Here is a 25263-nt window from a genome sequence, read left to right as displayed (position 1 = left end):
TAACGTATATAAAGCAATCTAATGACCAGAGGGGGCGACATCATGAAATACAAAAGTGTATTTGATATTATTGGACCAATTATGATTGGACCTTCTAGCTCGCACACAGCTGGTGCAGCGAAAATCGGTCGCTTAGCTAGAACTTTATTTGGGAGAGAACCGAAATGGGCGATCATCTCTTTTTATGGTTCCTTCGCACAAACATATAAAGGTCATGCAACAGATGTCGCTATTATTGGTGGGCTGCTCGATTTTGATACATTTGATGAACGAATTATCGATGCGATAAAGATTGCGGAGAGTAGAGGGATAAGCATTCAATTTATTGAAGAAATGGCTGTTCCCGCTCATCCAAATACAGCAAAAGTGCGCATTGGCGATGAAACAGGTGAAATAGAGCTTGTCGGTATTTCTATCGGCGGTGGCAAAATTGAAGTGACGGAACTAAACGGATTTGAGTTAAAGCTTTCTGGCCAGCACCCGGCGATTTTAGTTGTTCATAATGACCGTTTCGGTGCGATTGCGACAGTTTCCAATGAACTAGCTAAACATGAAATTAATATTGGACATATGGAGGTTTCTCGTAAAGCAAAGGGTGAAATGGCATTAATGATCATAGAAGTCGATCAGACAATCGATGATCATGTCATTCAAGCGATCGAGCATTTGCCTAACGTTATTCAAGTTGCACGAATTGCTGATTAGTTGAATGAAATAGGAAAACCGACAGGACATACTTAAATGATCACTATAAGAACAGGAGGGAGCAAAATGTTTAAATCAGCAGCAGAACTCGTCAACAGGGCCAATGAGCAGCAGAAAAAAATTTCAGATATCATGATCGAACAAGAAATGACCATTACCGGCAAAACATTTGATGAAGTCATGTCTTTGATGGAAAGAAATTTAGATGTGATGGAGCAAGCGGTAAAAAGAGGACTAAGCGGTGTGCAGTCTCTTTCTGGGTTAACAGGTGGAGATGCTGTTTTACTGCAAGACTATATTGCTAAAGGTCAAACATTATCAGGACCACTATTATTAGACGCTGTCAGTAAAGCTGTTGCGACAAACGAAGTGAACGCCGCCATGGGAACGATATGCGCGACTCCGACAGCCGGCAGTGCAGGTGTCGTTCCGGGTACTTTGTTTGCAGTTCAAGACAAGCTAAATCCTTCAAAGGAAGAGAAGGTTCGTTTTTTGTTTACAGCTGGCGCCTTTGGATTTATTGTCGCCAATAATGCTTCCATTTCTGGAGCGGCGGGCGGCTGTCAAGCGGAGGTGGGGTCTGCATCCGGAATGGCCGCGGCCGCTATTGTAGAGATGGCTGGTGGGGCTCCTGCTCAAAGTGCAGAGGCAATGGCGATTACGTTGAAAAATATGCTCGGACTTGTTTGCGATCCTGTGGCTGGATTAGTGGAAGTTCCTTGTGTGAAAAGAAATGCTATGGGAGCCGCTAATGCTCTTGTTGCCGCTGACATGGCTCTTGCTGGTGTAACGAGTCGAATTCCATGCGATGAAGTTATTGATGCTATGTACAAAATTGGGCAAACAATGCCTACTGCTTTAAGAGAAACAGCAGGTGGAGGATTAGCTGCAACACCGACCGGGCGTAAGTTGGAGGAACAAATTTATGGATCAACAACCCGAAACGCAAGTCAATGATTCCCCTTTGCTACAACAAACGAATGGTTTAAAAGGGGTAGGTAAGGAAACCGCTACCTCTTTAAAAGAGCTTGGTATAGACACCATTCATGATTTATTGTATTACTTTCCTTACCGCTATGAAGATTATCGTTTAAAGGATTTAGCAGAAGTGGCTCATGATGAACGCGTGACAGTAGAAGGGAAAGTTCATAGCATCCCGTCACTGATGTTTTATTCGAAGAAAAAATCACGTTTAACATTTAAATTATTAGTGGGCCGCTATTTAGTCAGTGTCGTCTTTTTTAATCAGCCGTATTTAAAAAATAAAATAAACATTAATGAGACGGTAACTATTACAGGGAAGTGGGATAAAAATCGGCAAACGATCACTGCTCAACAGCTAGACCTCGGCCCTCATCAAAGGCAGGGTGATTTTGAAGCGGTGTATTCATTGAAAGGGGTTGTATCTCCTAAATTATTTCGTAAATATATCGGACTGGCGTTGTCGCAATATGGAGATTTGATTGAAGAAACATTGCCGGTTCGTTTTTTACATCAATATAAACTATTACCTGCCCACGAGGCTCTACGTGCACTTCATTTTCCGGCAAATGGAGAAGAGATGAAGCAAGCTAGACGGAGATTTGTCTATGAAGAGTTTTTAGCGTTTCAATTGAAAATGCAAGCTCTTCGCAAGTTTGAAAGGGAGCACTCGAACGGCATGAAGCAAAATTATGATATCCATCAGTTAAAGCAATTTATTGATTCGTTGCCGTTTACAATGACAAATGCTCAAAAACGAGTGATCAATGATATTTGTGCAGATTTGAAATCCCCTTATCGGATGAATCGTCTTCTTCAAGGGGATGTAGGTAGCGGAAAGACCGCGGTTGCGGCTGTTGCTTTATATGCAAGTGTAACGGCGGGATATCAAGGAGCGTTAATGGTGCCGACGGAAATATTGGCGGAGCAGCATGCGGACTCTTTAAGTGAAATGTTCGAGCCGATGGGTCTTTCTCTCGCTCTTTTAACGAGCTCAGTGAAAGGGAAACGTAGAAAAGAGCTATTAGCGAGACTAGAAGCAGGAGAAATTGATATTGTTGTTGGTACGCATGCATTAATTCAAGATGATGTTCATTTTCGTCGCCTTGGACTTGTGATTACCGATGAACAGCATCGCTTCGGTGTGAATCAGAGAAGAGTGTTAAGAGAAAAAGGAGAGAGCCCGGATGTATTATTTATGACGGCTACTCCGATTCCTAGAACGCTTGCCATCACTGTTTTTGGTGAGATGGATGTGTCGATTATTGATGAAATGCCTGCAGGGCGAAAAGCGATTGAAACGTATTGGGCGAAAGAAGAAATGCTCGAGCGTGTACTCGGCTTTATGGAAAAAGAATTAGTGAAAGGTCGACAAGCGTATGTAATCTGTCCGTTAATCGAAGAGTCAGAGAAAATGGATCTTCAAAATGCTTTAGATGTTCACTCGCAGCTCGTTCATTATTTTCATGACCGTTTTCAAGTCGGTTTAATGCATGGTCGATTGCCTGCTGAAGAAAAAGATCAGGTGATGAAAGCTTTTTCAGATAATCACATTCAAGTACTTGTTTCGACAACAGTAGTAGAGGTAGGGGTCAATGTACCTAATGCTACGATGATGGTCATTTATGATGCAGAGAGATTTGGGCTATCGCAGCTACATCAGCTCCGAGGTCGTGTCGGGCGGGGGAGTGAGCAATCCTACTGTATTTTACTAGCTAACCCGAAAACAGAAGTCGGTCAAGAGCGCATGAAGATTATGACGGAAACGAATGATGGGTTTGTATTAAGTGAAAAAGATCTAGAGCTCCGCGGACCAGGAGATTTCTTCGGGAAAAAACAAAGCGGTTTGCCAGAATTTAAAGTCGCTGATATGGTGCATGATTATCGTACGCTTGAGGTCGCTAGAGAAGACGCAAAAACGTTAATCGAATCGGAAGAATTTTGGCAGAAGGAAGAGTTTGCTAAGCTTCGGGAGTCGCTTCATCACTCCGGTGTTCTGTCGGGAGAAAAGCTAGATTAATTGTGAATGCAAGATTTTCCTTGCATTCTGTTTTTTTTGCTTTTATACTACTGTTAGTACCTAGTCCTAATATCGGATGGTGTAATATTAATGAGACGTTCAAAAAAAGAGAGACAAGCACAATTACAAGAAACAATTACCGATAATCCATTTATCACAGATGAGGAGCTGGCAGATCGCTTCAGAGTGAGTGTACAAACGATTCGTCTAGATCGAATGGAATTATCGATACCAGAATTGCGTGAAAGAATTAAACATGTAGCAGAAAAACAATTAGCTGATGAAGTTCGCTCATTGCCAATCGAGGAAGTAATCGGTGATGTGATTGATATTGAATTAGATAAAAGCGCCATCTCCATTTTTGATGTGCAGAAGGAGCATGTTTTTACGAGAAATGGCATTGCACGGGGACATCATTTGTTTGCGCAAGCTAACTCGCTCGCTGTAGCGGTCATTAACGATGAACTCGCCTTGACAGCAAAAGCGAATATTCATTTTAAACGTTCCGTTCGTGAAGGTGAACGAGTGGTAGCAAAAGCGAAAGTGATCGATGTGAATGTAGAAAAGGAAAGAACGATCGTTGAAGTACATAGTTATGTTGGTCATGAATTAGTGTTTCAAGGCGATTTCATGATGTATCGTTCCAATATATGAGCAAAGGATGAAACAAAATGAAAATAGCGGTAGATGCGATGGGCGGAGATCATGCGCCAAAGGAGATTATTTTAGGAACGAATCGAGCATTAGAAGAACTCCAGGATCTCGAAGTATTGATTTTTGGTGATGAAGAGAAAATAAAGCCGCTCTTAACTCCAACGAGTCGCGCCACCATTATTCATTCCGAGGAAGTCATTGCGGGAACGGATGAACCCGTTCGCGCTGTACGTCGCAAAAAGAAAGCATCCATGGTGATGATGGCTCAATCCGTTGCGGATGGCGAGGCGGCTGCTTGCGTATCAGCAGGGAACACAGGAGCATTGATGGCGGCTGGTTTATTTATCGTCGGGCGAATTGACGGCATTCAGCGTCCTGCCTTAGCGCCGACGTTACCAACGATCGATGGCCGTGGCTTTGTGATGCTAGACCTTGGAGCCAACTCAGATGCGAAACCGGAACATTTAGTGCAATATGCGCTTATGGGTTCAATTTATGCTGAAAAAGTAAGAGGAATCGAAAAGCCTAGAGTAGGCCTATTAAATATCGGTACCGAAGAGAAAAAAGGGAACGAATTAACGAAGGAAGCATTCGGGTTGCTAAAGCAGCAAACGAATATTCATTTTATCGGCAATGTAGAATCTAGAGATTTATTGAATGGTGTAGCTGATGTCGTCGTTACAGATGGTTTTACCGGTAATATGGTTCTTAAAACGTTAGAAGGTACAGCGATTTCGATTTTCTCAATGTTAAAGTCTTCTTTAACCTCTTCATTAAAGGCAAAGATCGGTGCAGGCTTACTGAAGTCTGAGCTATATGGATTGAAAAATAAAATGGACTACACGGAGTATGGCGGTGCTGGATTATTTGGTTTAAAAGCGCCGGTCATTAAAGCTCACGGTTCATCGAATGCGAATGCGTTTTATAACGCGTTGAAGCAAGCATATACGATGGCGCAAGCAAATGTGCCAGCAAAGATTCAAGAGGCGGCGAACCTTTTAATAGATGATGAAAAATAAGGGGGTAACAAGATGGGGAAAATAGCATTTGTATTTCCAGGTCAAGGATCACAAGTGGTCGGTATGGGGCAATCACTAGCGGATCAACATGAAGGTATTCGACAACTATTTGTGAAGGCAGACGAAAGATTAGGCTTCTCCTTAAGCGACATTATCTTTCATGGTCCTCAAGAAAAATTAACGTTAACGATGAATGCCCAGCCTGCTTTATTAGCTACTAGTATGGCAGTATTGCAGCGCTTTGCTAAAGAAGAAATTGTTCCTGATTATGTGGCAGGCCATAGCTTAGGTGAGTATACGGCTTTAACAGCAGCTGGTGCTTTATCGTTTGAAGATGCTGTGTATGCCGTTCATAAGCGCGGTCAATTTATGGAACAGGCTGTACCAGCGGGAGAAGGCACGATGGCGGCTGTATTAGGGATGGAGAGAAGTTTGTTACAGCAAGTAGTAGATGAAGTAACAGCTAATGGCCATGCGGTTGGCCTTGCTAATTTAAATTGCCCTGGTCAGGTTGTCATCTCCGGAACAAAAACGGGAGTGGAACAAGCTTCTGAGCGAGCGAAAGAAAAAGGAGCGAAGCGTGTTTTACCGTTAAATGTGAGCGGACCGTTCCATTCCTCTTTAATGAAGCCAGCAACGAAGCAGCTTGAGGAAGTTTTGAATGAAATTGAGCTATCCGATAGCCAAGTACCTGTGATGGCGAATGTCGATGCGAAAGTCGTTCAACAGGCAGATGAAATTAAGCAGAAGCTACTGCAACAGCTGTATTCTCCTGTTTTGTGGGAAGATAGTGTCGAAGCGTTAATTGAAGAAGGTGTAGATACATTTATCGAAATTGGTCCAGGGAAAGTACTTTCTGGTCTGATTAAAAAAATTAATCGTCAAGTGCGCACGTTTGCGGTTCAAGATGAAGAGTCGATTCAGACAGTAGCAGCACAATTAAAGGAGGCCTCTCAATGAAGTTAGTAGGAAAATCAGCTTTAGTAACAGGCGCTTCTCGCGGCATTGGTCGAGAAATTGCTCTTGAACTTGCTCGTCAAGGAGCGGACGTAGTTGTGAATTATTCCGGTAGTGAAGCAAAAGCGAATGAAGTGGTAGAAGAAATTAAAGCGCTTGGTCGTCAGGCGGTGGCGGTTCAGTGCAACGTGTCAAATGCTGAATCTGTGCAAGAAATGGTCAATGAAACCCTCGAAACATTTGGGAAAATAGATATCCTCATCAATAATGCTGGTATCACGAGAGATAACTTGCTTATGCGCATGAAAGAGCAAGAGTGGGATGACGTTATTGATATCAATCTCAAAGGCGTATTCCTTTGCACAAAGGCTGTCACTCGCCCGATGATGAAGCAAAGAAGTGGTCGCATCGTGAACATCGCTTCGATCGTAGGGGTAAGTGGAAATGCGGGACAAGCAAATTATGTAGCGGCTAAAGCAGGTGTCATTGGTTTAACGAAAACGACAGCCAAAGAATTAGCGTCAAGAGGGATCACGGTCAATGCGATCGCTCCAGGCTTTATCACGACAGATATGACCGATGCTTTGCCTGAAGAGGCGAAGCAAGCGATGCTAAGTCAAATCCCACTTGCTCGCTTTGGTGAACCAGCAGATATTGCAAAAACAGTTGTCTTTCTAGCATCGGAAGATTCAAAATATATGACGGGCCAAACATTACAAATTGATGGCGGTATGGTCATGTAAGAGAAATTTTATTTAATCTTGACGTGAATTCGTCTATAATGACTTGAGGGGAGGTGAACGAGTATGGCAGACGTATTAGAGCGTGTAACGAAAATTATCGTAGATCGTCTTGGAGTAGAAGAATCTCAAGTAAAATTAGAAGCTTCTTTCAAGGAAGATCTTGGTGCAGATTCTTTAGATGTAGTTGAACTTGTAATGGAATTAGAAGATGAGTTCGATATGGAAATTTCTGATGATGATGCAGAGAAAATTGCGACAGTGGGTGACGCTGTGAATTACATAAACAGCAAAAACTAAGTCGTTCAAAAGATGTAGGCTCCGTTATCTAAACGGAGCTTTCTTCTTTTGCGATTTTTTTCATTTTCGACTAAACTGTCTTTGAGTGTAAATTTGTTATATAGCGAGGGAAGTCCCATGAGGAAAGCAAATAAAGAATATCGAAAACCATCACATAGAAAAGACGAAGCCTTTAAACGATTGCAGCAAAAACTAGGCATTCAATTTCATGATGAAAGCTTATTAAAACAAGCATTTACCCATTCATCCTATGTGAATGAGCATCGGAAAAAACCATACGAAGATAATGAGCGATTAGAGTTTTTAGGAGACGCGGTGTTAGAGTTAACCGTTTCCCAATTTTTATTTAAAAAATATTCGTTATTGTCAGAAGGCGATTTAACGAAATTAAGAGCGGCCATCGTTTGTGAACCTTCTCTTGTGACATTTGCTAATGAGTTACAATTTGGCGAAGTAGTGTTGCTTGGAAAGGGAGAGGAAATGACGGGTGGTCGTATGAGACCTGCTCTTTTAGCAGATGTGTTTGAAGCGTTCGTTGGTGCGCTGTATTTAGATCAAGGGATGGAGCAGGTCATTTCATTCTTAGAAGCTGTCGTTTTCCCGAAAATTAATTCCGGTGCTTTTTCTCATATGATGGATTACAAAAGTCAGCTGCAAGAGTACGTGCAGCGGCATGCGAAAGGTCAGCTTGAATATCGAATTCTTGAAGAAAAAGGACCTGCACATAGCAAGGAGTTTGTTGCTCAAGTCGCGTTTAATGATGAAGTGCTTGGAAATGGACAGGGAAAATCAAAGAAGGAAGCGGAACAATATGCTGCTCAAATGGCTTTAGCAGCGTTGCAACATAAAGAATAGAAGGTAGGAAAGACATATGTTCCTGAAAAGATTAGAGATCTTAGGCTTTAAGTCTTTTGCCGAACGAATCTCTGTCGATTTTGTCGATGGGGTCACAGCAGTAGTGGGCCCAAATGGATCTGGAAAAAGTAACATTACAGACGGCATTCGTTGGGTGTTAGGAGAGCAGTCGGCCAAAAGTTTACGCGGCGGAAAAATGGAGGATGTTATTTTCGCAGGTAGTGATACTCGAAAGGCGCTCAATTTTGCCGAGGTGACGTTAACTTTAAATAATGAAAAGCAAATACTCCCAATTGAATACAATGAAGTCAATGTGACAAGGAGAGTGTATCGGTCAGGAGATAGTGAATATTTCATTAATAAGCAGTCCTGCCGTTTAAAAGACATTGTCGAATTATTTATGGATTCAGGTCTTGGAAAAGAAGCCTTCTCGATCATCGGACAGGGGAAAGTAGAAGAGATATTAAATAGCAAGCCGGAAGATCGACGGGCGATTTTTGAAGAGGCAGCTGGGGTACTGAAATATAAAGTGCGCAAGCGAAAAGCGGAGCAAAAGCTGACTGAAACGCAGGAGAATTTAAATCGAGTCCAAGATATTTTACACGAGCTTGAAAGTCAAGTAGAACCGTTACGAATTCAAGCTTCCATGGCGAAAGATTACCTCGAAAAGAAAGAGGAGCTTACATCCTACGATATTGCCTCCATCGTTTATGAAATTGATCAACTCCATGCAGAATGGCAAAAGCTAAAGGAAAGCTTTTCGTTGCATCAACAGCAAGAAATGCAACTAACTGCTAATTTGCAAAAGAAAGAAGCTGCAACAGCTGCGTTACGTGATCAAATTACAGCGATCGATGAATCGGTCAATGATTTGCAAAATGTTTTATTGGCGGCTAGTGAGGAACTTGAAAAGCTAGAAGGCCGCAAGCAAGTATTAAAAGAACGAAAGAAAAATGCGGCTCAAAATGAGGGGCAGCTAGCGGATTATATGAAAGAAACGAAAGCGAAGATAGTTGAGCTTTCACAGCTTGCTGAAGAACTGACACAAAAAGTCGAAGCAGATCAGCTAGAAGAGGAACAATTACGCTGTCAACTCAGCGGAAAACAACAAGAAATGCAAACCTTGTCGAAAGATTTAGAAGCAGAGATTGAGTCATTAAAAGCAGACTACATCGAAGGGTTAAATGAGCAGGCATCCGCTAAAAATGAGTTGAACAATTTAACGCAACAAATAGAACAGCTGACTCGTCGTCGATCAAGAATCGATGCGGAAAATGAAAAGCAAGTACTTGAAAGACAACAAATTGAAACGAACAAACAACAAATTGAAGAAAAGTTAGTTAGTGCTCAAAGAGAGCTTACTTTACATGTAGAGGCATTTCGCAGCGGGCAACAAACGTTAGAAGCACTGAAGTTAAAATATACAAAACAAGAATCGAACTTATATCAAGCTTATAAAATTTTGCAAGATGCCAAGTCAAGAAAAGAGATGCTTGAATCGTTAGAAGAGGATTACTCCGGCTTTTTTCAAGGAGTCAAAGAAATACTAAAAGCTAGAAGTCATACACTTTCAGGGATTGAAGGGGCAATAGCTGAAGTGATTGATGTGCCAAAACAGTACGAAACAGCCATTGAAATCGCCCTTGGTAGTAGTATGCAGCATATTATTACTAAAGATGAAGCGTCTGCTCGGGCAGCGATTACTTATTTAAAAAAGAATCGTTATGGCCGTGCGACTTTCTTACCTTTAACGGCAATGAAAGAAAAGGTATTTCCGGCAGCAACTCTCGCTCAGTTGCAAACGGACCCTCGTTTTATCGGGCTTGCTTCCGACTTAATCCAATATGACGAACAATACAAACGAGCTATTACAAGTGTGCTAGGTCTTGTCATTATTTCGAAGGACTTAACAGCTGCAAATGAACTTGCTAAGATGCTCGGTTATCGTTATCGGATTGTTACTTTAGAGGGGGATGTCGTCAATCCAGGTGGCTCAATGACCGGTGGAGCTATTCAACAAAAAACAAGCTCGTTACTCACTCGTAAAAACGAATTAGAAGATTTGAAGACGAAGCTTGCTTCTATGGAAGAAAAAACAGCCAAGGTTGAGCGGGAAGTAAAGAAACTAAAAGAGACGATCGCCAAAAACGAAATTCTATTAGAGGAAATGCGTGCAAAAGGCGAACAATTGCGAGTGGCAGAACAGCAATGGAAAAATGAGCTACTTGAATGGCAATTCTCTTATCAAACGATTAACGACCGTTTATCGCTATATGATATGGAGAAAAAAGAATTTCAAGAAGAAAAAGAACAGCTAGCCAATCGCTATCAATCAGTGGAAGAACAATTGGTGATTAAACAAAAAGAAATAGAGGCACTAAATATTGAAATTACAAGCTTGACAGAGAAGAAGCAAAAAGAAAGCTCATTAAAAGAGTCTTTAATGCAGTCGATTAGTGACATGAAATCCATGTTTGCCGTCAAGAAAGAACAGTTAAGGACAGGTCAAACTCGGTTAGCACAAGTGCAAAGAGAATTAGACGAGGCGACAAAGAAATATCAACAATGGCAAGAAGAGCTCCATTGGCTGAAAAACGAAATGTCTTCTAGTCATCAAGGGGAAGAAGAGCTTGAACAAGCGGCACACATCAAGCAAAAAGATAAAGAACAAACTGTTAAGTTAATTTCCTTGCGTAGAGAAGAACGTTTAGAGAAACAGCAAAAATTAGAAGATGAAGAATTAGAATTAAAAGAGCTTAGAAGACTTCATAAAGCGATGAGCGAAGCGATTCAAGATGAAGAAGTAAAAATCAATCGTCTCGATGTCGAAATGGAAAACCGCTTAGAGCAATTGCGTAAAGATTATTCGATGTCTTACGATTATGCTAAAGAAACGTATCCGTTGCCGTTTTCTATAGAGGAAGTCCGCAAAAAAGTGAAATTGATTAAGCTGTCGATTGAGGAGCTTGGCAATGTCAATATCGGCGCTATTGATGAATACGAGCGTGTATATGAGCGATATACGTTTCTTGAGGAACAGCGGGTGGATTTACAAGAAGCAAAAGATACACTCGTTCAAGTGATTGAAGAAATGGACGTAGAAATGACGAAAAGATTTAAAGAAACATTTCAAGCGATCAGCTCGCACTTTTTACCGGTATTTCAGGCGCTATTTGGCGGAGGGAGAGCTGAATTAAAGCTGACAGAGCCGAACGATCTATTGAATACAGGAGTTGATATTGTTGCGCAGCCTCCAGGTAAAAAACTGCAAAACTTAAGCTTGTTATCTGGTGGGGAACGAGCACTTACAGCAATCGCTTTATTATTCTCTATTTTAAAAGTGCGCCCTGTTCCGTTTTGTGTGCTTGATGAGGTTGAAGCGGCATTAGACGAGGCAAACGTTCATCGTTTTAGTAAGTATTTAAAGCAGTTTAGTGAAGAAACACAATTCATTGTCATTACTCACCGCAAGGGTACGATGGAAGAAGCGGACGTGTTATATGGAGTGACAATGGAGGAGTCAGGTGTATCTCGGTTAGTATCTGTTCGAATGGAAGACACACCACAAATAAAGGAGGAAATCGTGAAATGAGTTTCTTTAAAAAGTTAAAAGAGAAATTTACAGCTACAACCGATCAAGCAACTGAAAAATTTAAGACAGGATTGACGAAAACGCGAGATAATTTTTCCAATAAAGTGAATGATTTAGTGGCTCGCTATCGTAAAATTGATGAGGATTTCTTTGAAGAGTTAGAAGAGATTTTAATTGGGGCAGATGTCGGCTTTGAAATCGTGATGGAGCTAGTAGAACAGCTTAAATTTGAAGTGAAACGTCGCAATACGCAAGACCCGGCGGAAGTTCAAGATATTATTACAGAGAAATTGGTAGAGATTTATCAAGCGGGTGAAGATACACCAAATGAAGTGAACATTCAAGAGAATGATTTAACCGTTATTTTATTCGTCGGTGTCAATGGTGTAGGGAAAACAACAACGATTGGGAAGCTTGCTCATAAGTACAAATCGGAAGGCAAAAAAGTCCTTCTTGCCGCTGGCGATACATTCCGTGCCGGAGCGATTGATCAACTAGAGGTATGGGGCGAAAGAACGGGTGTTGATGTCATTAAACAAGGAGAGGGGTCAGACCCGGCAGCTGTGATGTATGATGCTGTTCGTGCGGCTAAATCCAGAAATGTAGATATTTTACTTTGTGATACCGCGGGACGCCTACAAAATAAAGTCAACTTAATGAATGAGTTAGAAAAAGTGAAGCGAGTCATTGAACGTGAAATTCCAGGAGCTCCGCATGAGGTGTTGATTGTTCTTGATGCAACGACAGGACAAAACGCGATGGTTCAAGCGAAAACATTTAAAGAAGCAACGGACGTATCGGGTATCGTGTTAACGAAGCTAGATGGAACAGCAAAGGGTGGAATTGTTCTTGCGATTCGAAAAGAATTAGACATTCCAGTGAAGTTCGTTGGCTTAGGAGAGAAAATGGACGACCTTCAACCGTTCGATGCTGAAAAATATGTTTATGGATTATTCTCAGGCTTGAAGATGGAGAAAGAAGAGGAATAAGCGCTTTCGCTTTTCGATGTTGTCTAGCTTCGCCTCCTTGGGTCTCGAGTCAGATGCCAGCCTGACTGCATGGCTGAAGAACGCCATTCCGTCATTCTGTCATCTGCTTGTCGCCCCAGGGCAGTCGGCTTCGCTTTTCGGTGTTGTAAAGTTTTTTTCTTGACATTGTTTTTGTTTGTGGGTAAAATAGTCGAGTGTAAAGGTTTTTGACTTAACAAAGGAGGGCTCTGTGTGCTTGAGAAGACGACGAGAATGAATTATTTGTATGATTTTTATCAATCGTTGTTAACTGAAAAGCAACGTAGCTATATGTCCCTCTATTATTTGGATGATTTCTCTCTCGGTGAAATTGCGGAAGAGTATGGAGTGAGCCGCCAAGCGGTTTATGATAATATTAAACGCACGGAAGCGATGCTAGAGGAATATGAAAGTAAATTGTTTTTATTTAAAAAATTTCAAGAGCGCACGAAGCTGTTGCAGAAGTTGAAAAAAATTGCTTCTGATGAACAATGGTCGATCGTTGAAGCGCTGGAGAAGTTAGATTAGGAGGCGGCATAGATGGCATTTGAAGGATTAGCCGACCGACTGCAAAATACGATGCAAAAAATCCGAGGCAAAGGAAAAGTAACAGAAGCGGATGTAAAGGAAATGATGCGTGAAGTGCGTCTTGCCCTTTTAGAAGCGGATGTTAACTTCAAAGTTGTCAAGGATTTTGTGAAAAAAGTTAGTGAGCGCTCCGTCGGTCAAGAAGTCATGAAAAGCTTAACTCCCGGACAGCAAGTCATTAAAGTAGTTAAGGAAGAATTGACAGAGTTGATGGGGGGAGAGCAAAGTCAAATTGCGGTAGCTAAGCGCCCTCCAACAGTCATTATGATGGTTGGTTTGCAAGGTGCTGGTAAAACAACGACGACAGGAAAACTGGCGAATTTGCTTCGTAAACGCTATAATCGCAAACCGCTATTAGTTGCTGCCGATATTTATCGACCAGCTGCCATTAAACAGTTGGAAACTCTCGGGAAGCAATTAAATATGCCTGTGTTCTCATTGGGCGATCAAGTGAATCCTGTTGAAATTGCCAAACAAGCAATTGAAAAAGCGAAAGCTGATCATCATGACTATGTCTTGATTGATACAGCAGGACGTCTTCATGTTGATGAGAACTTAATGGATGAACTAAAGCAAATTAAAGAGCTAACGAATCCTGATGAAATCTTCCTTGTTGTTGACGCAATGACGGGTCAAGATGCCGTCACTGTAGCTCAAAGCTTTAACGATCAACTGGGAGTAACAGGTGTTGTTTTAACAAAGCTTGACGGTGATACACGCGGAGGGGCTGCTTTGTCCATTCGTGCCGTCACTGATAAACCGATCAAGTTTGCCGGAATGGGAGAAAAGCTAGATGCATTAGAACCTTTCCACCCGGAACGGATGGCTTCTCGAATTCTAGGTATGGGGGACGTGCTTACCTTAATTGAAAAAGCACAATCCAATGTGGATGAAGAGAAAGCGAAAGAGCTAGAGCAGAAAATGAGAACGATGTCGTTCACATTTGATGACTTCCTTGATCAATTAGGTCAAGTTCGTTCGATGGGACCTTTAGATGAAATTCTAAAAATGCTTCCAGGAGCGAATAAAATTAAAGGCTTGAATAATATTCAAGTCGACGAGAAACAAATTGGTCATATTGAAGCAATTATCCGCTCGATGACAAAGGAAGAAAAGCAACATCCAGAAATCATCAGCGCAGGTCGCAAAAAACGAATTGCTAAAGGTAGCGGTACATCCATTCAGGAAGTCAATCGCCTCTTGAAGCAATTTGAAGAAATGAAAAAAATGATGAAACAAATGTCTGGTATGCAACAAAAAGGCAAGAAAAAAGGCATGCCATTCAAATTTCCATTCATGTAAAGAAAAAACCCTTTACAAACAATAGTGTTATTTGCTATTATACTATCTTGTGTAAAACTATTCGGAGGTGCTTTAAAAATGGCAGTAAAAATTCGTTTAAAACGCATGGGTGCAAAAAAATCCCCATTCTATCGTATCGTAGTAGCAGATTCTCGTTCTCCTCGTGATGGACGTCAAATCGAAACAATTGGAACATACAACCCAGTTGTTCAACCAGCTGAAGTAAAAATCAACGAAGAGCTTGCTCTTAAATGGCTTCAAGACGGTGCGAAACCATCTGATACGGTTCGTAACCTTTTCTCTAACGAAGGCATCATGGAAAAATTCCATAACGCTAAATTAGGCAAATAATTTCAAACTGTATGTAGTAAACATCAATTAGGGAGGAGAAAACCTCCCTTTTTGTGTATATAATTATAAATTCTTCCCTAAAATGAATGGGAGGCTCCAATCATGTACATTTTACAAACGGTAGTCGTAAAACAGGTATTAACTGAAAAAATGAAGCGCCAGCTACTCCTTTCATATGAGGAGCAAAAGAATCAGCTCCAAAGAGAATATGAACAGCTTCGCTTTGAGCAAAAGAAAGCGGAGAAAAAGTATAAGCATATCAGAAAAGAAAGTGCTGAACTATATGAAAAGGAAATGCAAAAACGTTTAGAGAAGATACAAAATATCGAATTTCAGATAAGCCAGCTAAAGCTATTACCGCTTGGAAGTGAACTAAAGGAACGAGAACTGCAAACGATGACGGAGATCCAAGTGGGCGACCGCTGGAGCGACATCGAAAATGAGAAAACAATCGTAATTAAAGATGGCATAATCATTGACATTCGATAGAGGTGAAACACAAGGTGGAAAAATGGTTTAATGTTGGAAAAATCGTGAATACTCATGGGGTCCAAGGAGAAATAAGAGTGATTTCACGAACAGATTTTCCAGATGAAAGATATAAGGTAGGCAATGTTCTTTACTTGTTTATGTCGGAGGAAACAGAAGGGAAGCCTGTCATCATTACTTCTCATCGTAAACATAAAAATTTTGACTTGCTGACGTTAGAAGGGTTTCACAATATTAATCAAGTAGAGCCGTTAAAAGGCGCCTTATTAAAAATTAAAGAAAGTCAGCTCGGTGAGTTACCAGAAGGAGAATATTACTTTCATGAAATCATCGGTTGTACTGTGCAAACGATCGATGGTGAAGAAGTGGGTAAAGTAAAAGAGGTTCTAACACCGGGTGCCAATGATGTGTGGGTTGTTAAAGGAGAAAAAGGAAAAGATCAATATATCCCTTATATCGAACAGATTGTCAAAAAGGTAGATACAAAGGAGAAAGTGATCATTATTGAGCCGATGGAAGGGCTTTTATCATGATGAATATTGATGTGTTATCGCTTTTTCCGGAGATGTTTGAAGGTGTTTTTCATTCTTCGATGTTAAAAAAAGCATCTGAGAAGGGGAAAGTTCAATACAACGTCGTGAATTTCCGTGAGTTTGCTGAAGGGAAGCATCATACAGTAGATGATTATCCGTACGGTGGGGGAGCTGGGATGGTATTAAAGCCACAGCCAGTTTTTGATGCGGTTGCTCATTTAAAAGAGCAAGCTTCATCCTCTCAACCTCGAATTATATTAATGTGCCCGCAAGGAGAGCGATATACGCAACAAAAAGCGGAGGAGCTCGCTAAAGAAGAGCATTTAATTTTTATTTGTGGTCACTATGAAGGCTATGATGAGAGAATTAGAGAGCAGCTTGTTACTGATGAAATTTCGATCGGTGATTACGTTTTAACGGGAGGAGAGCTCGGTGCGATGGTCGTTGTTGATAGCGTCGTTCGCTTGCTACCTGATGTGTTAGGCAATGAAGACTCACCAGTATTAGACTCTTTTTCATCTGGCTTGCTTGAGCACCCTCAGTACACAAGACCAGCCGATTTTCGAGGATTCAAGGTGCCAGACGTTCTACTGTCAGGCAACCATCGGCTCATTGATGAATGGCGCGACCAGCAATCTTTAAGACGTACATGGGAGCGGCGACCAGATCTATTGGAAAAATACCCGTTAACAGACCAACAGTTAACTTGGATAAAAGAATGGAATCAGCAAAAAAAATCTTGATTTATTCGTTCGATTTTGATAGAATTTACAAGTGGTTTGTAGCGAACGCTACAGCCCATCAAAACGGTGTTCCGCTGGGGCAAATAAAGCCGATAAGAGCATCTGTTAGAAGGAGAGGAATATAATGCAAAAATTAATTCAAGAACTTACTCAAGAACAACTTCGTTCAGATTTACCATCTTTCCGTCCTGGAGATACAGTTCGCGTACATGTAAAAGTTATCGAGGGTACTCGCGAGCGTATTCAGGTATTCGAAGGTGTAGTAATCAAACGTCGTGGTGGCGGAATTAGCGAAACATTCACTGTTCGCAAAATTTCTTACGGTGTTGGTGTGGAACGTACATTCCCACTTCACACGCCAAAAATCGCTCAAATCGAAGTAATTCGTCGCGGTAAAGTTCGTCGTGCGAAACTTTACTACTTACGTAACCTTCGTGGTAAAGCTGCTCGTATTAAAGAAATTCGATAATAAGGTTTGCGAAAGGAGCTTGGAAACAAGCTCCTTTTTCAATCCCATTACTTTTCTTTCTCTGTTTTCACATGATATGATTATAGTATAAAAAATAGGTGGTGGTTATTTTGGCGAAGGAAAAAAACGAATTTTGGGAATGGACGAAAGCTTTTTTAATTGCAATCGGACTTGCAGCTATCATTCGATATTTTATTATTGCACCGATCGTTGTAGATGGAGAGTCGATGATGCCAACCTTGCATAATGGAGATTGGATGATTGTCAATAAAATTGGTGGTCCAGAACGATTCGATATTGTGGTTTTTCATGCTCCCGAAAACAAGGACTATATTAAACGAGTCATCGGGCTTCCGGGGGATACGGTCGAGTATAAAGACGATAAACTATATATTAACGGTAAATACTATGAAGAACCTTATTTAGATGAATACAAGCAGCAAGAGCCAGGCCCGCTTACCCCTGATTTTACTTTAGAAGAAATCACAGGGCGTAAAACGGTGCCAGAAGGCGAAATCTTTGTTCTTGGTGACAACCGTCTCTATAGTAAAGATGGACGACACATTGGAACAGTAAGTATGGATGAAATCGTCGGAGATACAAACGTTGTTTTCTGGCCTTTAGGGAGCATGCGCTTAGTCGATTAAATGAAACCTACATCTTAGAGCGGAGGTGGAGCTTTTGACAATCCAATGGTTTCCCGGCCACATGGCAAAAGCAAGAAGAGAAGTAACTGAAAAATTAAAACTTGTAGATATTATTTTTGAATTAGTAGATGCTAGGCTTCCGCTTTCATCTAGAAATCCAATGGTTGATGAGATTATCCAGCAAAAGCCGCGGTTAGTTTTACTCAATAAAGCGGATTTAGCGGATCCAGCAATGACAACTAAATGGCTAGCTTATTTTGAGAACGCAGGAATTAAAGCCTTGCCGATCAATTCACAAGCTGGTAGCGGATTGCAAATGATCAGCAAAGCGGCGAAAGAAGTGTTAAAAGAGAAGTTGGAGCGCATGAAAGCTCGCGGCATTAGACCGAGAGCGATTCGGGCGATGATCGTCGGCATTCCGAATGTTGGAAAGTCTACATTGATTAATCGATTAGCGAAAAAAAATATCGCTAAAACAGGAAATATGCCTGGTGTAACAAAAGCCCAGCAATGGATTAAAGCAGGGAAAGAGATGGAACTGTTAGACACACCAGGTATCCTGTGGCCAAAGTTTGAAGATCAAGAAATCGGGTATAAACTAGCATTAACTGGTGCTATTAAAGATGCGATTTTAAATTTGCAAGATGTAGCGATGTTCGCTCTTCGTTTTTTAGAAACGCATTACCCTGATCGATTAAAAGAACGATATGAGATGGACGAACTCTATGATGAAGTAGTGGATGTTTTTAACCATATCGGAAAATTAAGAGGTTGTTTAGCGAATAAATTTGAAGTCGACTATGACAAAACGGCTGAAGTCATTATCCGTGATATTCGTGGAGAAAAACTAGGTCGATTAACTTTCGACGATCCTGACTATACATTCCCTAATAACGAAAATTAAAGGTCCTTAAAAAAGGGCCTTTATTTCATTCCTAAACATCCGATATAAATAGAAAATGTAGTCGGGCAATCAATCAATAAGCGAGGAAAATGATATGGCACTATCTGTCTCTGAAGTCAAAATATTATTGAAAGACATTCAATCAAAAGAAGATCCACAGTTGCAATCGTTCGTAAGCGATTCGCGTAAAGGTGTCCAACAAGCTCTCAAGCAATGGTATAAAGCGCAGGAGAAGCTTGAGAAAGAGCGCCTAATTTATAACGAAATGCTGAAATACGAGCAATCACTCATTGACCAAGGCATGACATACATAGCAGGAATTGATGAAGTTGGACGAGGGCCACTAGCGGGTCCAGTCGTAGCCGCGGCCGTCATCCTGCCTTTGAATTTTTATTTACCGGGGTTAAATGATTCAAAGAAGCTAAGTGAAGCAAAAAGAGAGCAGTTTTATGACGTGATTATAGAACAAGCAGACGTAGGCGTTGGGATTATATCCTCAGAAGACATCGATCAGTTAAACATTTATGAAGCGACAAAGCAGGCGATGAAAGCGGCCGCTTCTGCGCTAAAAACGCCACCGGAGCATTTGCTGATCGATGCGATGAAGCTGGATGTACCGATCGGTCAAACATCTATTATTAAAGGTGATGCGCATAGTGTTTCGATTGCCGCTGCTTCCGTCGTGGCGAAAGTAACGAGAGATCGATTGATGAAAGAATATGCACTAATTTACCCGCATTATGGATTTGAAAAAAATATGGGCTACGGTACGAAAGAACATTTAGAAGGACTGAAAGCATTTGGACCAAGTCAGATTCACCGCAAAAGCTTTGCACCTGTGAAAGAAATGGTCGAAACAGCGAAACAATAGGAGGGGCGTACCTTGAATATTGAGCTAATGGCAGCAAATAAAAGTCTAATGGGCAAGGAAAAGCCTTTGCAATTAAGTGAGGGGCAAATTTTTTCTGGAAAAGTGGTAAAAATTCTTTCTAATGATATGGCGGAGGTGATGGTGGGCTCTAACAAGCTAATTGCTAAGCTAGAAACACCATTACAAGCCGGAGAACGTTACTGGTTTAATGTGACCTCTGTAGAGAATGGTCTTGAGTTAAAGGTAATGGCCGCTCCGAACTCACCGAGAGATGGCATACAGCAATTGGCGGAGTCGATTTTAAAACAGTTGATGCTACCGCTGACGAAAGAAAATAAGGCTTTTGTACAAATGATGATTAAAGAAGGTCTACCGCTGACGAAAGACATGGTTGTGAAAGCAGGAGAATGGTTAGCGAAATCAGGAATTAACGAAGGGATGCAAGCACTAAAAGTGATGATTGATCGTTCGTTGCCGCTGACGAAAGATATCTTTCAAGCATTAATCACCGCGCAGTCGCCAGTTAGTTTTGGCAAGCTGACGGAACAGTTAGCAGCGAACTTACAAAATTTCTCTAATCCATCTGAGACCGCTGTTCAATTATTGAAGGCTATTAAGGAATGGCAACAACCAGTAATGGCACGCACTATGCAACAGGCATTGACGACTTTAATCGACATGGCTACTCAATCAACTCATTCGAGCGCTGAAAAAAATCAGGCTTTTCTTTTATTAAAATCATTAGGGCTTGTGCCTAGCTCAGCAACGACAATACAAGGAGCTTTAGAAGCCGTTGTTCAGCAATGGAAGGCCAATGATACAAAGGCGGCTGAGATGAGCGGAAATGCTCAGAAGCTACCGATTCCAGCAACAGTCAATCAATTACAAGCGGCTATCACTCAAATGATGGCTGAGCCTAGCGATAAAGCGGTTGACAGGCTACGACAGGCATTGTTAAATGTCTCACAGCAACTAGCTATACCACAGGAAGTCGTTGACGAGATCGACTTACTCGTATCGGCTTTAAAAGAAAATAAACGGCCGCAAGAGCAACTTCCAGCCATTTTTAAATTAGCAACGAAACTGATGGCATTCAATGACAATCATCCAGAAGCGTTGAAGGGGCTAGCGTTACTTTTCAATCAAGAACAGGAGTCGATGATCCAGAATTTTCGACAAGAAGCGGCGACTATTGTCGCGAAACCACAAGTAGCGCTTACTCCAGAAGAAGCATTGTTTCAACAAGTACAGTCATCAGTCGACAATCAAGCGAGAATGCAAATGATAGGAAAAGAAGCCTATGTTTTAATGAAAGAGGCTTTTATTTCTCTAGGGATCGATTTAGAAGCCATTCTTGGTGCGAAACGAACAGGAGATGTCAATGTAGAACAAATGATGAAGACGCAACTATTAAAGTTGCTAGGAGAGGAGATACCATTATCGACAAGAGACCTCGCTGAGAAAATGATTGGCCGAATAAACGCCCAACATATTTTGTCCGCTGAAAATGGTCCGCTGCAGCAGCTGATTATGCAAGCTCCTTTAAACTTATTTGGATTTCAAACAGATTTAACGTTGCAATGGTCAGGAAGAAAAAAAGAAAACGGTCAGTTAGATGCGGACTATTGCCGTGTGTTATTTTACTTAAATCTTGAACATTTACAGGAAACGGTGATTGATATGCAAGTGCAAAACCGAATCATTAGTTTGCAAATCTTCAACGATACTCCTGGGATTCAAACGATGGCGGTTCCAATGTTACCGATGTTAAAAGCAGGAGTGGAAGCGAAAGGATATCAATTGTCAACGGTGCAATTTAAACAATCTGAGGAGAAGAAGGTGCTACCTTTCGTTCAAGTTATGAACGAACAGGTCTATGCAGGAGTGGACATTCGAATATGAAAAAAGAAGAAAAAAGAATGCAAGCGGCCGCTTTATCTTATCAGCCAGGACAACAAGCTCCAACACTGTTAGCAAAAGGAAAAGGGAAAATCGCTGAAAACATTATTCTAAAAGCTGAAGAACATAATATCCCAATCCAGGAAGACCCGAGCTTGGTTGAAATTTTAGGTAAGCTCGAGATTAACGAGTCGATTCCAGAGGAGCTATATCAAGCAGTGGCTGAAGTGTTTGCCTTTATTTATCGATTAGATCAGCAGAAGAAATAACAAAAAATAGGTGTAAACTTTGCGATCTGGGACAATATAAAAAAGGGCTGCGTGACTTACATTCCATTGTTATAGAAAAGTTCGAAAACAACGGAATAATATGAAAAGATAAAAAATTGAAACTATGAACAAAAATATGTACAAATTGTAGACATGAATACCGACTTTATATACAATGAAAGCGCAGTCTACTTTTTTTGAGATTGATAGGAGGATCAGTATGAATATCCATGAGTATCAAGGTAAGGAAATCCTCAGAAGTTACGGGGTAGCCGTTCCAAACGGTAAAGTTGCTTTCTCTGTTGAAGAAGCAGTTGAAGTAGCGAAAGAATTAGGCACAGAGATCTGTGTTGTTAAAGCGCAAATTCATGCAGGTGGCCGCGGTAAAGCGGGTGGAGTAAAAGTAGCAAAAAATCTTGAAGAAGTGCGTACATATGCAGAAGAAATTTTAGGCAAAACGCTTATCACGCATCAAAACGGTCCAGACGGAACAGAAGTAAAGCGCTTACTGATTGAAGAAGGTTGTGATATCCAGAAGGAATATTACATCGGTCTTGTTCTTGATCGTGCGACTTCAAAAGTTGTATTAATGGCTTCTGAAGAAGGTGGAACGGAAATTGAAGAAGTGGCAGAAGCTACTCCTGAGAAAATTTTCAAAGAAGTAATTGATCCAGTAACAGGATTAATGCCATATCAAGCGCGTCGTATCGCGTTTAACATTAACATCCCTGCGAAGCTTGTGAACAAAGCAGTAAAATTCATGATGGGTCTTTACGCAGCATTTGTTGAAAAAGACGCTTCAATCGCTGAGATTAACCCACTAGTGGTTACAGGTGACGGCAATGTAATGGCTTTAGATGCGAAATGGAACTTTGATTCTAACGCATTATACCGCCATAAAGATATTCAAGATTTCCGTGATTTAGCAGAAGAAGATCCGAAAGAAATCGAAGCATCTAAATACGACTTAAGCTATATCTCTCTTGATGGTAACATCGGTTGTATGGTTAATGGTGCAGGTCTTGCGATGGCAACGATGGACATCATTAAGCACTACGGTGGAGACCCAGCTAACTTCCTTGATGTTGGGGGCGGTGCAACAGCTGAAAAGGTAACAGAAGCATTCAAAATCATTCTTTCTGACCAAAACGTTAAAGGAATTTTCGTTAACATTTTCGGTGGAATTATGAAATGTGATATTATCGCAACTGGTGTCGTGGAAGCGGCAAAACAAGTCGGTCTTTCAGTACCATTAGTGGTGCGTTTAGAAGGAACGAACGTTGACTTAGGAAAGCAAATTTTGAGTGAATCTGATATCGATATTGTGGCTGCTGAGTCTATGGCTGATGGCGCACAAAAAATCGTTGAGCTTGTTGGCAAATAATTTCGGAGAGTTGACAATAGAAAGGCAGGTATAGGCATGAGTGTATTTATTAATAAAGATACGAAAGTAATCGTTCAAGGTATTACTGGTTCTACTGCTCTTTTCCATACAAAGCAAATGCTTGAGTACGGCACGCAAATCGTTGGTGGAGTAACGCCTGGTAAAGGTGGAACAGAAGTAGAAGGAGTTCCTGTATTCAATACAGTAGCAGATGCTGTGAAAGCAACTGGAGCAAATGCTTCTGTCATTTACGTTCCAGCTCCATTTGCTGCAGATGCGATTGTTGAAGCAGTAGACGCTGAACTTGATTTAGTTATTTGTATTACAGAGCATATTCCGGTTCTTGATATGGTGAAAGTAAAACGCTATATGCAAGATAAGAAAACTCGCTTAGTTGGACCAAACTGCCCTGGTGTCATCACGCCTGGCGAATGTAAAATTGGTATCATGCCTGGTTACATTCATACAAAAGGTCATGTTGGCGTTGTTTCCCGCTCTGGTACATTAACTTATGAAGCAGTTCATCAATTATCACAAGCTGGCATCGGTCAAACAACAGCTGTTGGAATCGGTGGAGACCCTGTAAATGGAACAGATTTCATTGATGTATTAAAAGCATTCAATGAAGATCCAGAAACAAAAGCTGTGATCATGATTGGTGAAATCGGCGGAACGGCTGAAGAAGAAGCAGCATTATGGGTAAAAGAAAACATGACGAAGCCAGTTGTTGGCTTTATCGGTGGACGTACAGCACCTCCAGGAAAACGCATGGGCCACGCTGGTGCGATTATCTCAGGCGGAAAAGGTACAGCTGACGAAAAAATCCGCGTAATGAACGAATGCGGCATTAAAGTAGCTGAAACACCATCTGTTATGGGTGAAACGTTAATCGAAGTAATTAAAGAAAAAGGTATTTATGACGAGTGTAAAACTCATTAATTCATACTTAATATAATGACAGTAGACAGCAGCCTCATATCATAAGACGTGAGGCTGTTTCTGCTATTAAGGTGTATAGCGTTGCTTTTTAGCTCATTGAAATAAGTCGAAAATAATCGAAAACAATATCATTTAAAAAAGGAGGAGTTCATCTTGGACCTGTTCACAAAAAAACTTATCCACTTACAGCATTGTCCATGGATCGGTTGGAAATCGATTTATTTATTACTAAAAAAAGACCCGAATTTAGACGAACTGTATAATTATTCATCTTCTTATTATTCTTCGTTATTAAACATCTCAAGCCCTCAATCCTCTCAGATTATTAAACATCTACAACAACCTATTGAACCCACTCTCCAAGTGTATGAATCTAAAAAAATATCCTTTATTCCCTTATATAGTGAGAAATACCCCAAACTTTTATCGTATCTTCCGCAACCTCCTTGGGGCTTATATGCATTAGGAGATCTCTCTTTACTATCATTTGAACGGAAATTAGCAATCGTTGGCGCTAGGAAAGCTGATGAATACGGATTACAGTCGATTCAATTGCTTATGCCGAAACTTGTCGAACATCAGTGTGTGATCGTGAGTGGTTTAGCAAAAGGAATAGATATATTTGCCCATAAAGAGGCGATGAAGCTATCTGGTCGGACGATCGCCGTAATTGCTGGGGGATTTCAGCATCTTTATCCAGCAGAGAATGTTTCATTTGCTCGTGAAATGGCGAAAACTCAACTTATCTTATCCGAATATCCTCCAAATACCCGCCCGGAAAAATGGCAATTCCCGGCGAGAAATCGAATCATTAGCGGGCTTTCTCTTGGTACATTAGTCATACAAGCTGGGAAAAGAAGTGGATCTTTAATTACAGCGTATTGTGCTTTAGAACAAGGAAGAGATGTTTTTTGTATCCCTGGAAAAATTAATGATCCCTTGTCAGAAGGAACAAATGACTTAATAAATGATGGTGCGAAACTAGTGAGAACGAGTGAAGATATTTTAAATGAACTCATTAAAAATGGATGAAATATAATGAAGA

General features: G+C 41.0%; 26 protein-coding genes. All 26 read left to right on the top strand.

The annotated features are described in order from the left end of the window. Nucleotides 1–42 precede the first annotated feature (42 nt). The 26 genes from sdaAB (at nucleotide 43) to dprA (ending at nucleotide 25250) form a co-directional block, all read left to right on the top strand. A complete protein-coding gene (gene sdaAB / locus CEF22_RS12205; RefSeq protein ID WP_100403079.1) occupies nucleotides 43–705 on the top strand; it encodes an L-serine ammonia-lyase, iron-sulfur-dependent subunit beta in 663 nt (220 codons plus the stop codon). A gap of 66 nt (nucleotides 706–771) precedes the next feature. Beyond that, nucleotides 772–1662 (top strand): L-serine ammonia-lyase, iron-sulfur-dependent, subunit alpha, encoded by an 891-nt coding sequence (gene sdaAA / locus CEF22_RS12200; RefSeq protein WP_100403078.1) that lies wholly within the window; start codon nucleotides 772–774, stop codon nucleotides 1660–1662. Continuing rightward, the gene (gene recG, locus CEF22_RS12195) at nucleotides 1631–3706 is read left to right on the top strand and encodes an ATP-dependent DNA helicase RecG (protein ID WP_100403077.1); all 2076 of its coding nucleotides are present in this window, start codon (nucleotides 1631–1633) and stop codon (nucleotides 3704–3706) included. The genes sdaAA and recG overlap by 32 nt, the downstream gene beginning before the upstream one ends. Before the next feature lie 90 nt (nucleotides 3707–3796). After that, nucleotides 3797–4360, top strand: a complete 564-nt coding sequence (gene fapR, locus CEF22_RS12190) for a transcription factor FapR (RefSeq protein ID WP_094835671.1) — start codon at nucleotides 3797–3799, stop codon at nucleotides 4358–4360. Nucleotides 4361–4377: 17 nt separating this feature from the next. Beyond that, nucleotides 4378–5379 (top strand): phosphate acyltransferase PlsX, encoded by a 1002-nt coding sequence (plsX, locus tag CEF22_RS12185; protein WP_100403076.1) that lies wholly within the window; start codon nucleotides 4378–4380, stop codon nucleotides 5377–5379. Between the two features lie 12 nt (nucleotides 5380–5391). Next, entirely contained in the window at nucleotides 5392–6339 is a 948-nt protein-coding gene (fabD, locus tag CEF22_RS12180; protein ID WP_100403075.1) for an ACP S-malonyltransferase, read from the top strand. Beyond that, a complete protein-coding gene (fabG, locus tag CEF22_RS12175) occupies nucleotides 6336–7079 on the top strand; it encodes a 3-oxoacyl-[acyl-carrier-protein] reductase (RefSeq protein WP_095478577.1) in 744 nt (247 codons plus the stop codon). The genes fabD and fabG overlap by 4 nt, the downstream gene beginning before the upstream one ends. 63 nt (nucleotides 7080–7142) lie before the next feature. Continuing rightward, on the top strand, nucleotides 7143–7376 hold the full coding sequence (gene acpP, locus CEF22_RS12170) for an acyl carrier protein (protein ID WP_094835667.1): 234 nt from the start codon (nucleotides 7143–7145) through the stop codon (nucleotides 7374–7376). A 117-nt stretch (nucleotides 7377–7493) separates the two neighbouring features. After that, nucleotides 7494–8231 carry a ribonuclease III gene (gene rnc / locus CEF22_RS12165; RefSeq protein ID WP_100403074.1) on the top strand — a complete coding sequence of 246 codons (738 nt, stop codon included), beginning with the start codon at nucleotides 7494–7496 and terminating at the stop codon, nucleotides 8229–8231. Nucleotides 8232–8247: 16 nt separating this feature from the next. Next, nucleotides 8248–11823: a chromosome segregation protein SMC gene (gene smc, locus CEF22_RS12160; RefSeq protein WP_100403073.1), complete on the top strand. Its 3576-nt coding sequence runs from the start codon at nucleotides 8248–8250 to the stop codon at nucleotides 11821–11823. Next, entirely contained in the window at nucleotides 11820–12812 is a 993-nt protein-coding gene (gene ftsY / locus CEF22_RS12155) for a signal recognition particle-docking protein FtsY (protein WP_095478580.1), read from the top strand. Before smc ends, ftsY begins: the two co-directional genes overlap by 4 nt. A 231-nt stretch (nucleotides 12813–13043) precedes the next feature. Beyond that, complete coding sequence (locus CEF22_RS12150) at nucleotides 13044–13358, top strand: putative DNA-binding protein (protein ID WP_095478581.1); 315 nt, start codon at nucleotides 13044–13046, stop codon at nucleotides 13356–13358. Between the two features lie 12 nt (nucleotides 13359–13370). Then, the gene (ffh, locus tag CEF22_RS12145) at nucleotides 13371–14720 is read left to right on the top strand and encodes a signal recognition particle protein (RefSeq protein ID WP_100403072.1); all 1350 of its coding nucleotides are present in this window, start codon (nucleotides 13371–13373) and stop codon (nucleotides 14718–14720) included. 78 nt (nucleotides 14721–14798) lie between these two features. Then, complete coding sequence (gene rpsP, locus CEF22_RS12140; RefSeq protein ID WP_094835661.1) at nucleotides 14799–15071, top strand: 30S ribosomal protein S16; 273 nt, start codon at nucleotides 14799–14801, stop codon at nucleotides 15069–15071. Between the two features lie 102 nt (nucleotides 15072–15173). Next, complete coding sequence (locus tag CEF22_RS12135) at nucleotides 15174–15560, top strand: YlqD family protein (protein WP_100403071.1); 387 nt, start codon at nucleotides 15174–15176, stop codon at nucleotides 15558–15560. Between the two features lie 14 nt (nucleotides 15561–15574). Beyond that, on the top strand, nucleotides 15575–16093 hold the full coding sequence (gene rimM / locus CEF22_RS12130; RefSeq protein WP_100403070.1) for a ribosome maturation factor RimM: 519 nt from the start codon (nucleotides 15575–15577) through the stop codon (nucleotides 16091–16093). After that, on the top strand, nucleotides 16093–16836 hold the full coding sequence (trmD, locus tag CEF22_RS12125; protein WP_141236815.1) for a tRNA (guanosine(37)-N1)-methyltransferase TrmD: 744 nt from the start codon (nucleotides 16093–16095) through the stop codon (nucleotides 16834–16836). The genes rimM and trmD overlap by 1 nt, the downstream gene beginning before the upstream one ends. 124 nt (nucleotides 16837–16960) lie before the next feature. Next, entirely contained in the window at nucleotides 16961–17305 is a 345-nt protein-coding gene (gene rplS, locus CEF22_RS12120; protein WP_094835657.1) for a 50S ribosomal protein L19, read from the top strand. 110 nt (nucleotides 17306–17415) lie between these two features. Further along, entirely contained in the window at nucleotides 17416–17952 is a 537-nt protein-coding gene (lepB, locus tag CEF22_RS12115) for a signal peptidase I (protein WP_095478586.1), read from the top strand. 34 nt (nucleotides 17953–17986) lie between these two features. After that, nucleotides 17987–18856 carry a ribosome biogenesis GTPase YlqF gene (gene ylqF / locus CEF22_RS12110; protein WP_100403069.1) on the top strand — a complete coding sequence of 290 codons (870 nt, stop codon included), beginning with the start codon at nucleotides 17987–17989 and terminating at the stop codon, nucleotides 18854–18856. A gap of 94 nt (nucleotides 18857–18950) precedes the next feature. After that, on the top strand, nucleotides 18951–19727 hold the full coding sequence (locus tag CEF22_RS12105) for a ribonuclease HII (RefSeq protein WP_100403068.1): 777 nt from the start codon (nucleotides 18951–18953) through the stop codon (nucleotides 19725–19727). 12 nt (nucleotides 19728–19739) lie between these two features. Next, nucleotides 19740–21629, top strand: a complete 1890-nt coding sequence (locus CEF22_RS12100; RefSeq protein ID WP_100403067.1) for a hypothetical protein — start codon at nucleotides 19740–19742, stop codon at nucleotides 21627–21629. After that, nucleotides 21626–21895, top strand: a complete 270-nt coding sequence (locus CEF22_RS12095) for an EscU/YscU/HrcU family type III secretion system export apparatus switch protein (protein ID WP_100403066.1) — start codon at nucleotides 21626–21628, stop codon at nucleotides 21893–21895. Before CEF22_RS12100 ends, CEF22_RS12095 begins: the two co-directional genes overlap by 4 nt. Nucleotides 21896–22115: 220 nt before the next feature. Then, nucleotides 22116–23279 carry an ADP-forming succinate--CoA ligase subunit beta gene (gene sucC, locus CEF22_RS12090; protein ID WP_095478591.1) on the top strand — a complete coding sequence of 388 codons (1164 nt, stop codon included), beginning with the start codon at nucleotides 22116–22118 and terminating at the stop codon, nucleotides 23277–23279. Nucleotides 23280–23315: 36 nt separating this feature from the next. Beyond that, the gene (gene sucD, locus CEF22_RS12085) at nucleotides 23316–24218 is read left to right on the top strand and encodes a succinate--CoA ligase subunit alpha (protein WP_094835651.1); all 903 of its coding nucleotides are present in this window, start codon (nucleotides 23316–23318) and stop codon (nucleotides 24216–24218) included. A 153-nt stretch (nucleotides 24219–24371) separates the two neighbouring features. Continuing rightward, nucleotides 24372–25250, top strand: a complete 879-nt coding sequence (gene dprA, locus CEF22_RS12080; protein WP_100403065.1) for a DNA-processing protein DprA — start codon at nucleotides 24372–24374, stop codon at nucleotides 25248–25250. The last annotated feature ends 13 nt before the right edge of the window (nucleotides 25251–25263 follow it).

This window comes from Bacillus sp. FJAT-42315 (assembly GCF_002797375.1).
Taxonomy (GTDB): Bacteria; Bacillota; Bacilli; order Bacillales; family Domibacillaceae; genus Bacillus_CE.
The sequence above is the reverse complement of the archived record's forward strand: the minus strand, read 5'-3'. Positions and strand labels throughout refer to the sequence as shown.

Excerpts from the sequence above, each read along its gene's own strand:
- trmD (WP_141236815.1), top strand. The coding sequence starts at position 16,093 with ATGAATATTGATGTGTTATCGCTTTTTCCGGAGATGTTTGAAGGTGTT.
- CEF22_RS12105 (WP_100403068.1), top strand. The coding sequence starts at position 18,951 with ATGGCACTATCTGTCTCTGAAGTCAAAATATTATTGAAAGACATTCAA.
- fabG (WP_095478577.1), top strand. The coding sequence starts at position 6,336 with ATGAAGTTAGTAGGAAAATCAGCTTTAGTAACAGGCGCTTCTCGCGGC.
- recG (WP_100403077.1), top strand. The coding sequence starts at position 1,631 with ATGGATCAACAACCCGAAACGCAAGTCAATGATTCCCCTTTGCTACAA.
- rplS (WP_094835657.1), top strand. The coding sequence starts at position 16,961 with ATGCAAAAATTAATTCAAGAACTTACTCAAGAACAACTTCGTTCAGAT.
- CEF22_RS12135 (WP_100403071.1), top strand. The coding sequence starts at position 15,174 with ATGTACATTTTACAAACGGTAGTCGTAAAACAGGTATTAACTGAAAAA.
- ftsY (WP_095478580.1), top strand. The coding sequence starts at position 11,820 with ATGAGTTTCTTTAAAAAGTTAAAAGAGAAATTTACAGCTACAACCGAT.
- sucC (WP_095478591.1), top strand. The coding sequence starts at position 22,116 with ATGAATATCCATGAGTATCAAGGTAAGGAAATCCTCAGAAGTTACGGG.
- plsX (WP_100403076.1), top strand. The coding sequence starts at position 4,378 with ATGAAAATAGCGGTAGATGCGATGGGCGGAGATCATGCGCCAAAGGAG.
- sdaAB (WP_100403079.1), top strand. The coding sequence starts at position 43 with ATGAAATACAAAAGTGTATTTGATATTATTGGACCAATTATGATTGGA.
- acpP (WP_094835667.1), top strand. The coding sequence starts at position 7,143 with ATGGCAGACGTATTAGAGCGTGTAACGAAAATTATCGTAGATCGTCTT.
- rpsP (WP_094835661.1), top strand. The coding sequence starts at position 14,799 with ATGGCAGTAAAAATTCGTTTAAAACGCATGGGTGCAAAAAAATCCCCA.
- CEF22_RS12095 (WP_100403066.1), top strand. The coding sequence starts at position 21,626 with ATGAAAAAAGAAGAAAAAAGAATGCAAGCGGCCGCTTTATCTTATCAG.
- ffh (WP_100403072.1), top strand. The coding sequence starts at position 13,371 with ATGGCATTTGAAGGATTAGCCGACCGACTGCAAAATACGATGCAAAAA.
- rnc (WP_100403074.1), top strand. The coding sequence starts at position 7,494 with ATGAGGAAAGCAAATAAAGAATATCGAAAACCATCACATAGAAAAGAC.
- sucD (WP_094835651.1), top strand. The coding sequence starts at position 23,316 with ATGAGTGTATTTATTAATAAAGATACGAAAGTAATCGTTCAAGGTATT.
- smc (WP_100403073.1), top strand. The coding sequence starts at position 8,248 with ATGTTCCTGAAAAGATTAGAGATCTTAGGCTTTAAGTCTTTTGCCGAA.
- sdaAA (WP_100403078.1), top strand. The coding sequence starts at position 772 with ATGTTTAAATCAGCAGCAGAACTCGTCAACAGGGCCAATGAGCAGCAG.
- fapR (WP_094835671.1), top strand. The coding sequence starts at position 3,797 with ATGAGACGTTCAAAAAAAGAGAGACAAGCACAATTACAAGAAACAATT.
- fabD (WP_100403075.1), top strand. The coding sequence starts at position 5,392 with ATGGGGAAAATAGCATTTGTATTTCCAGGTCAAGGATCACAAGTGGTC.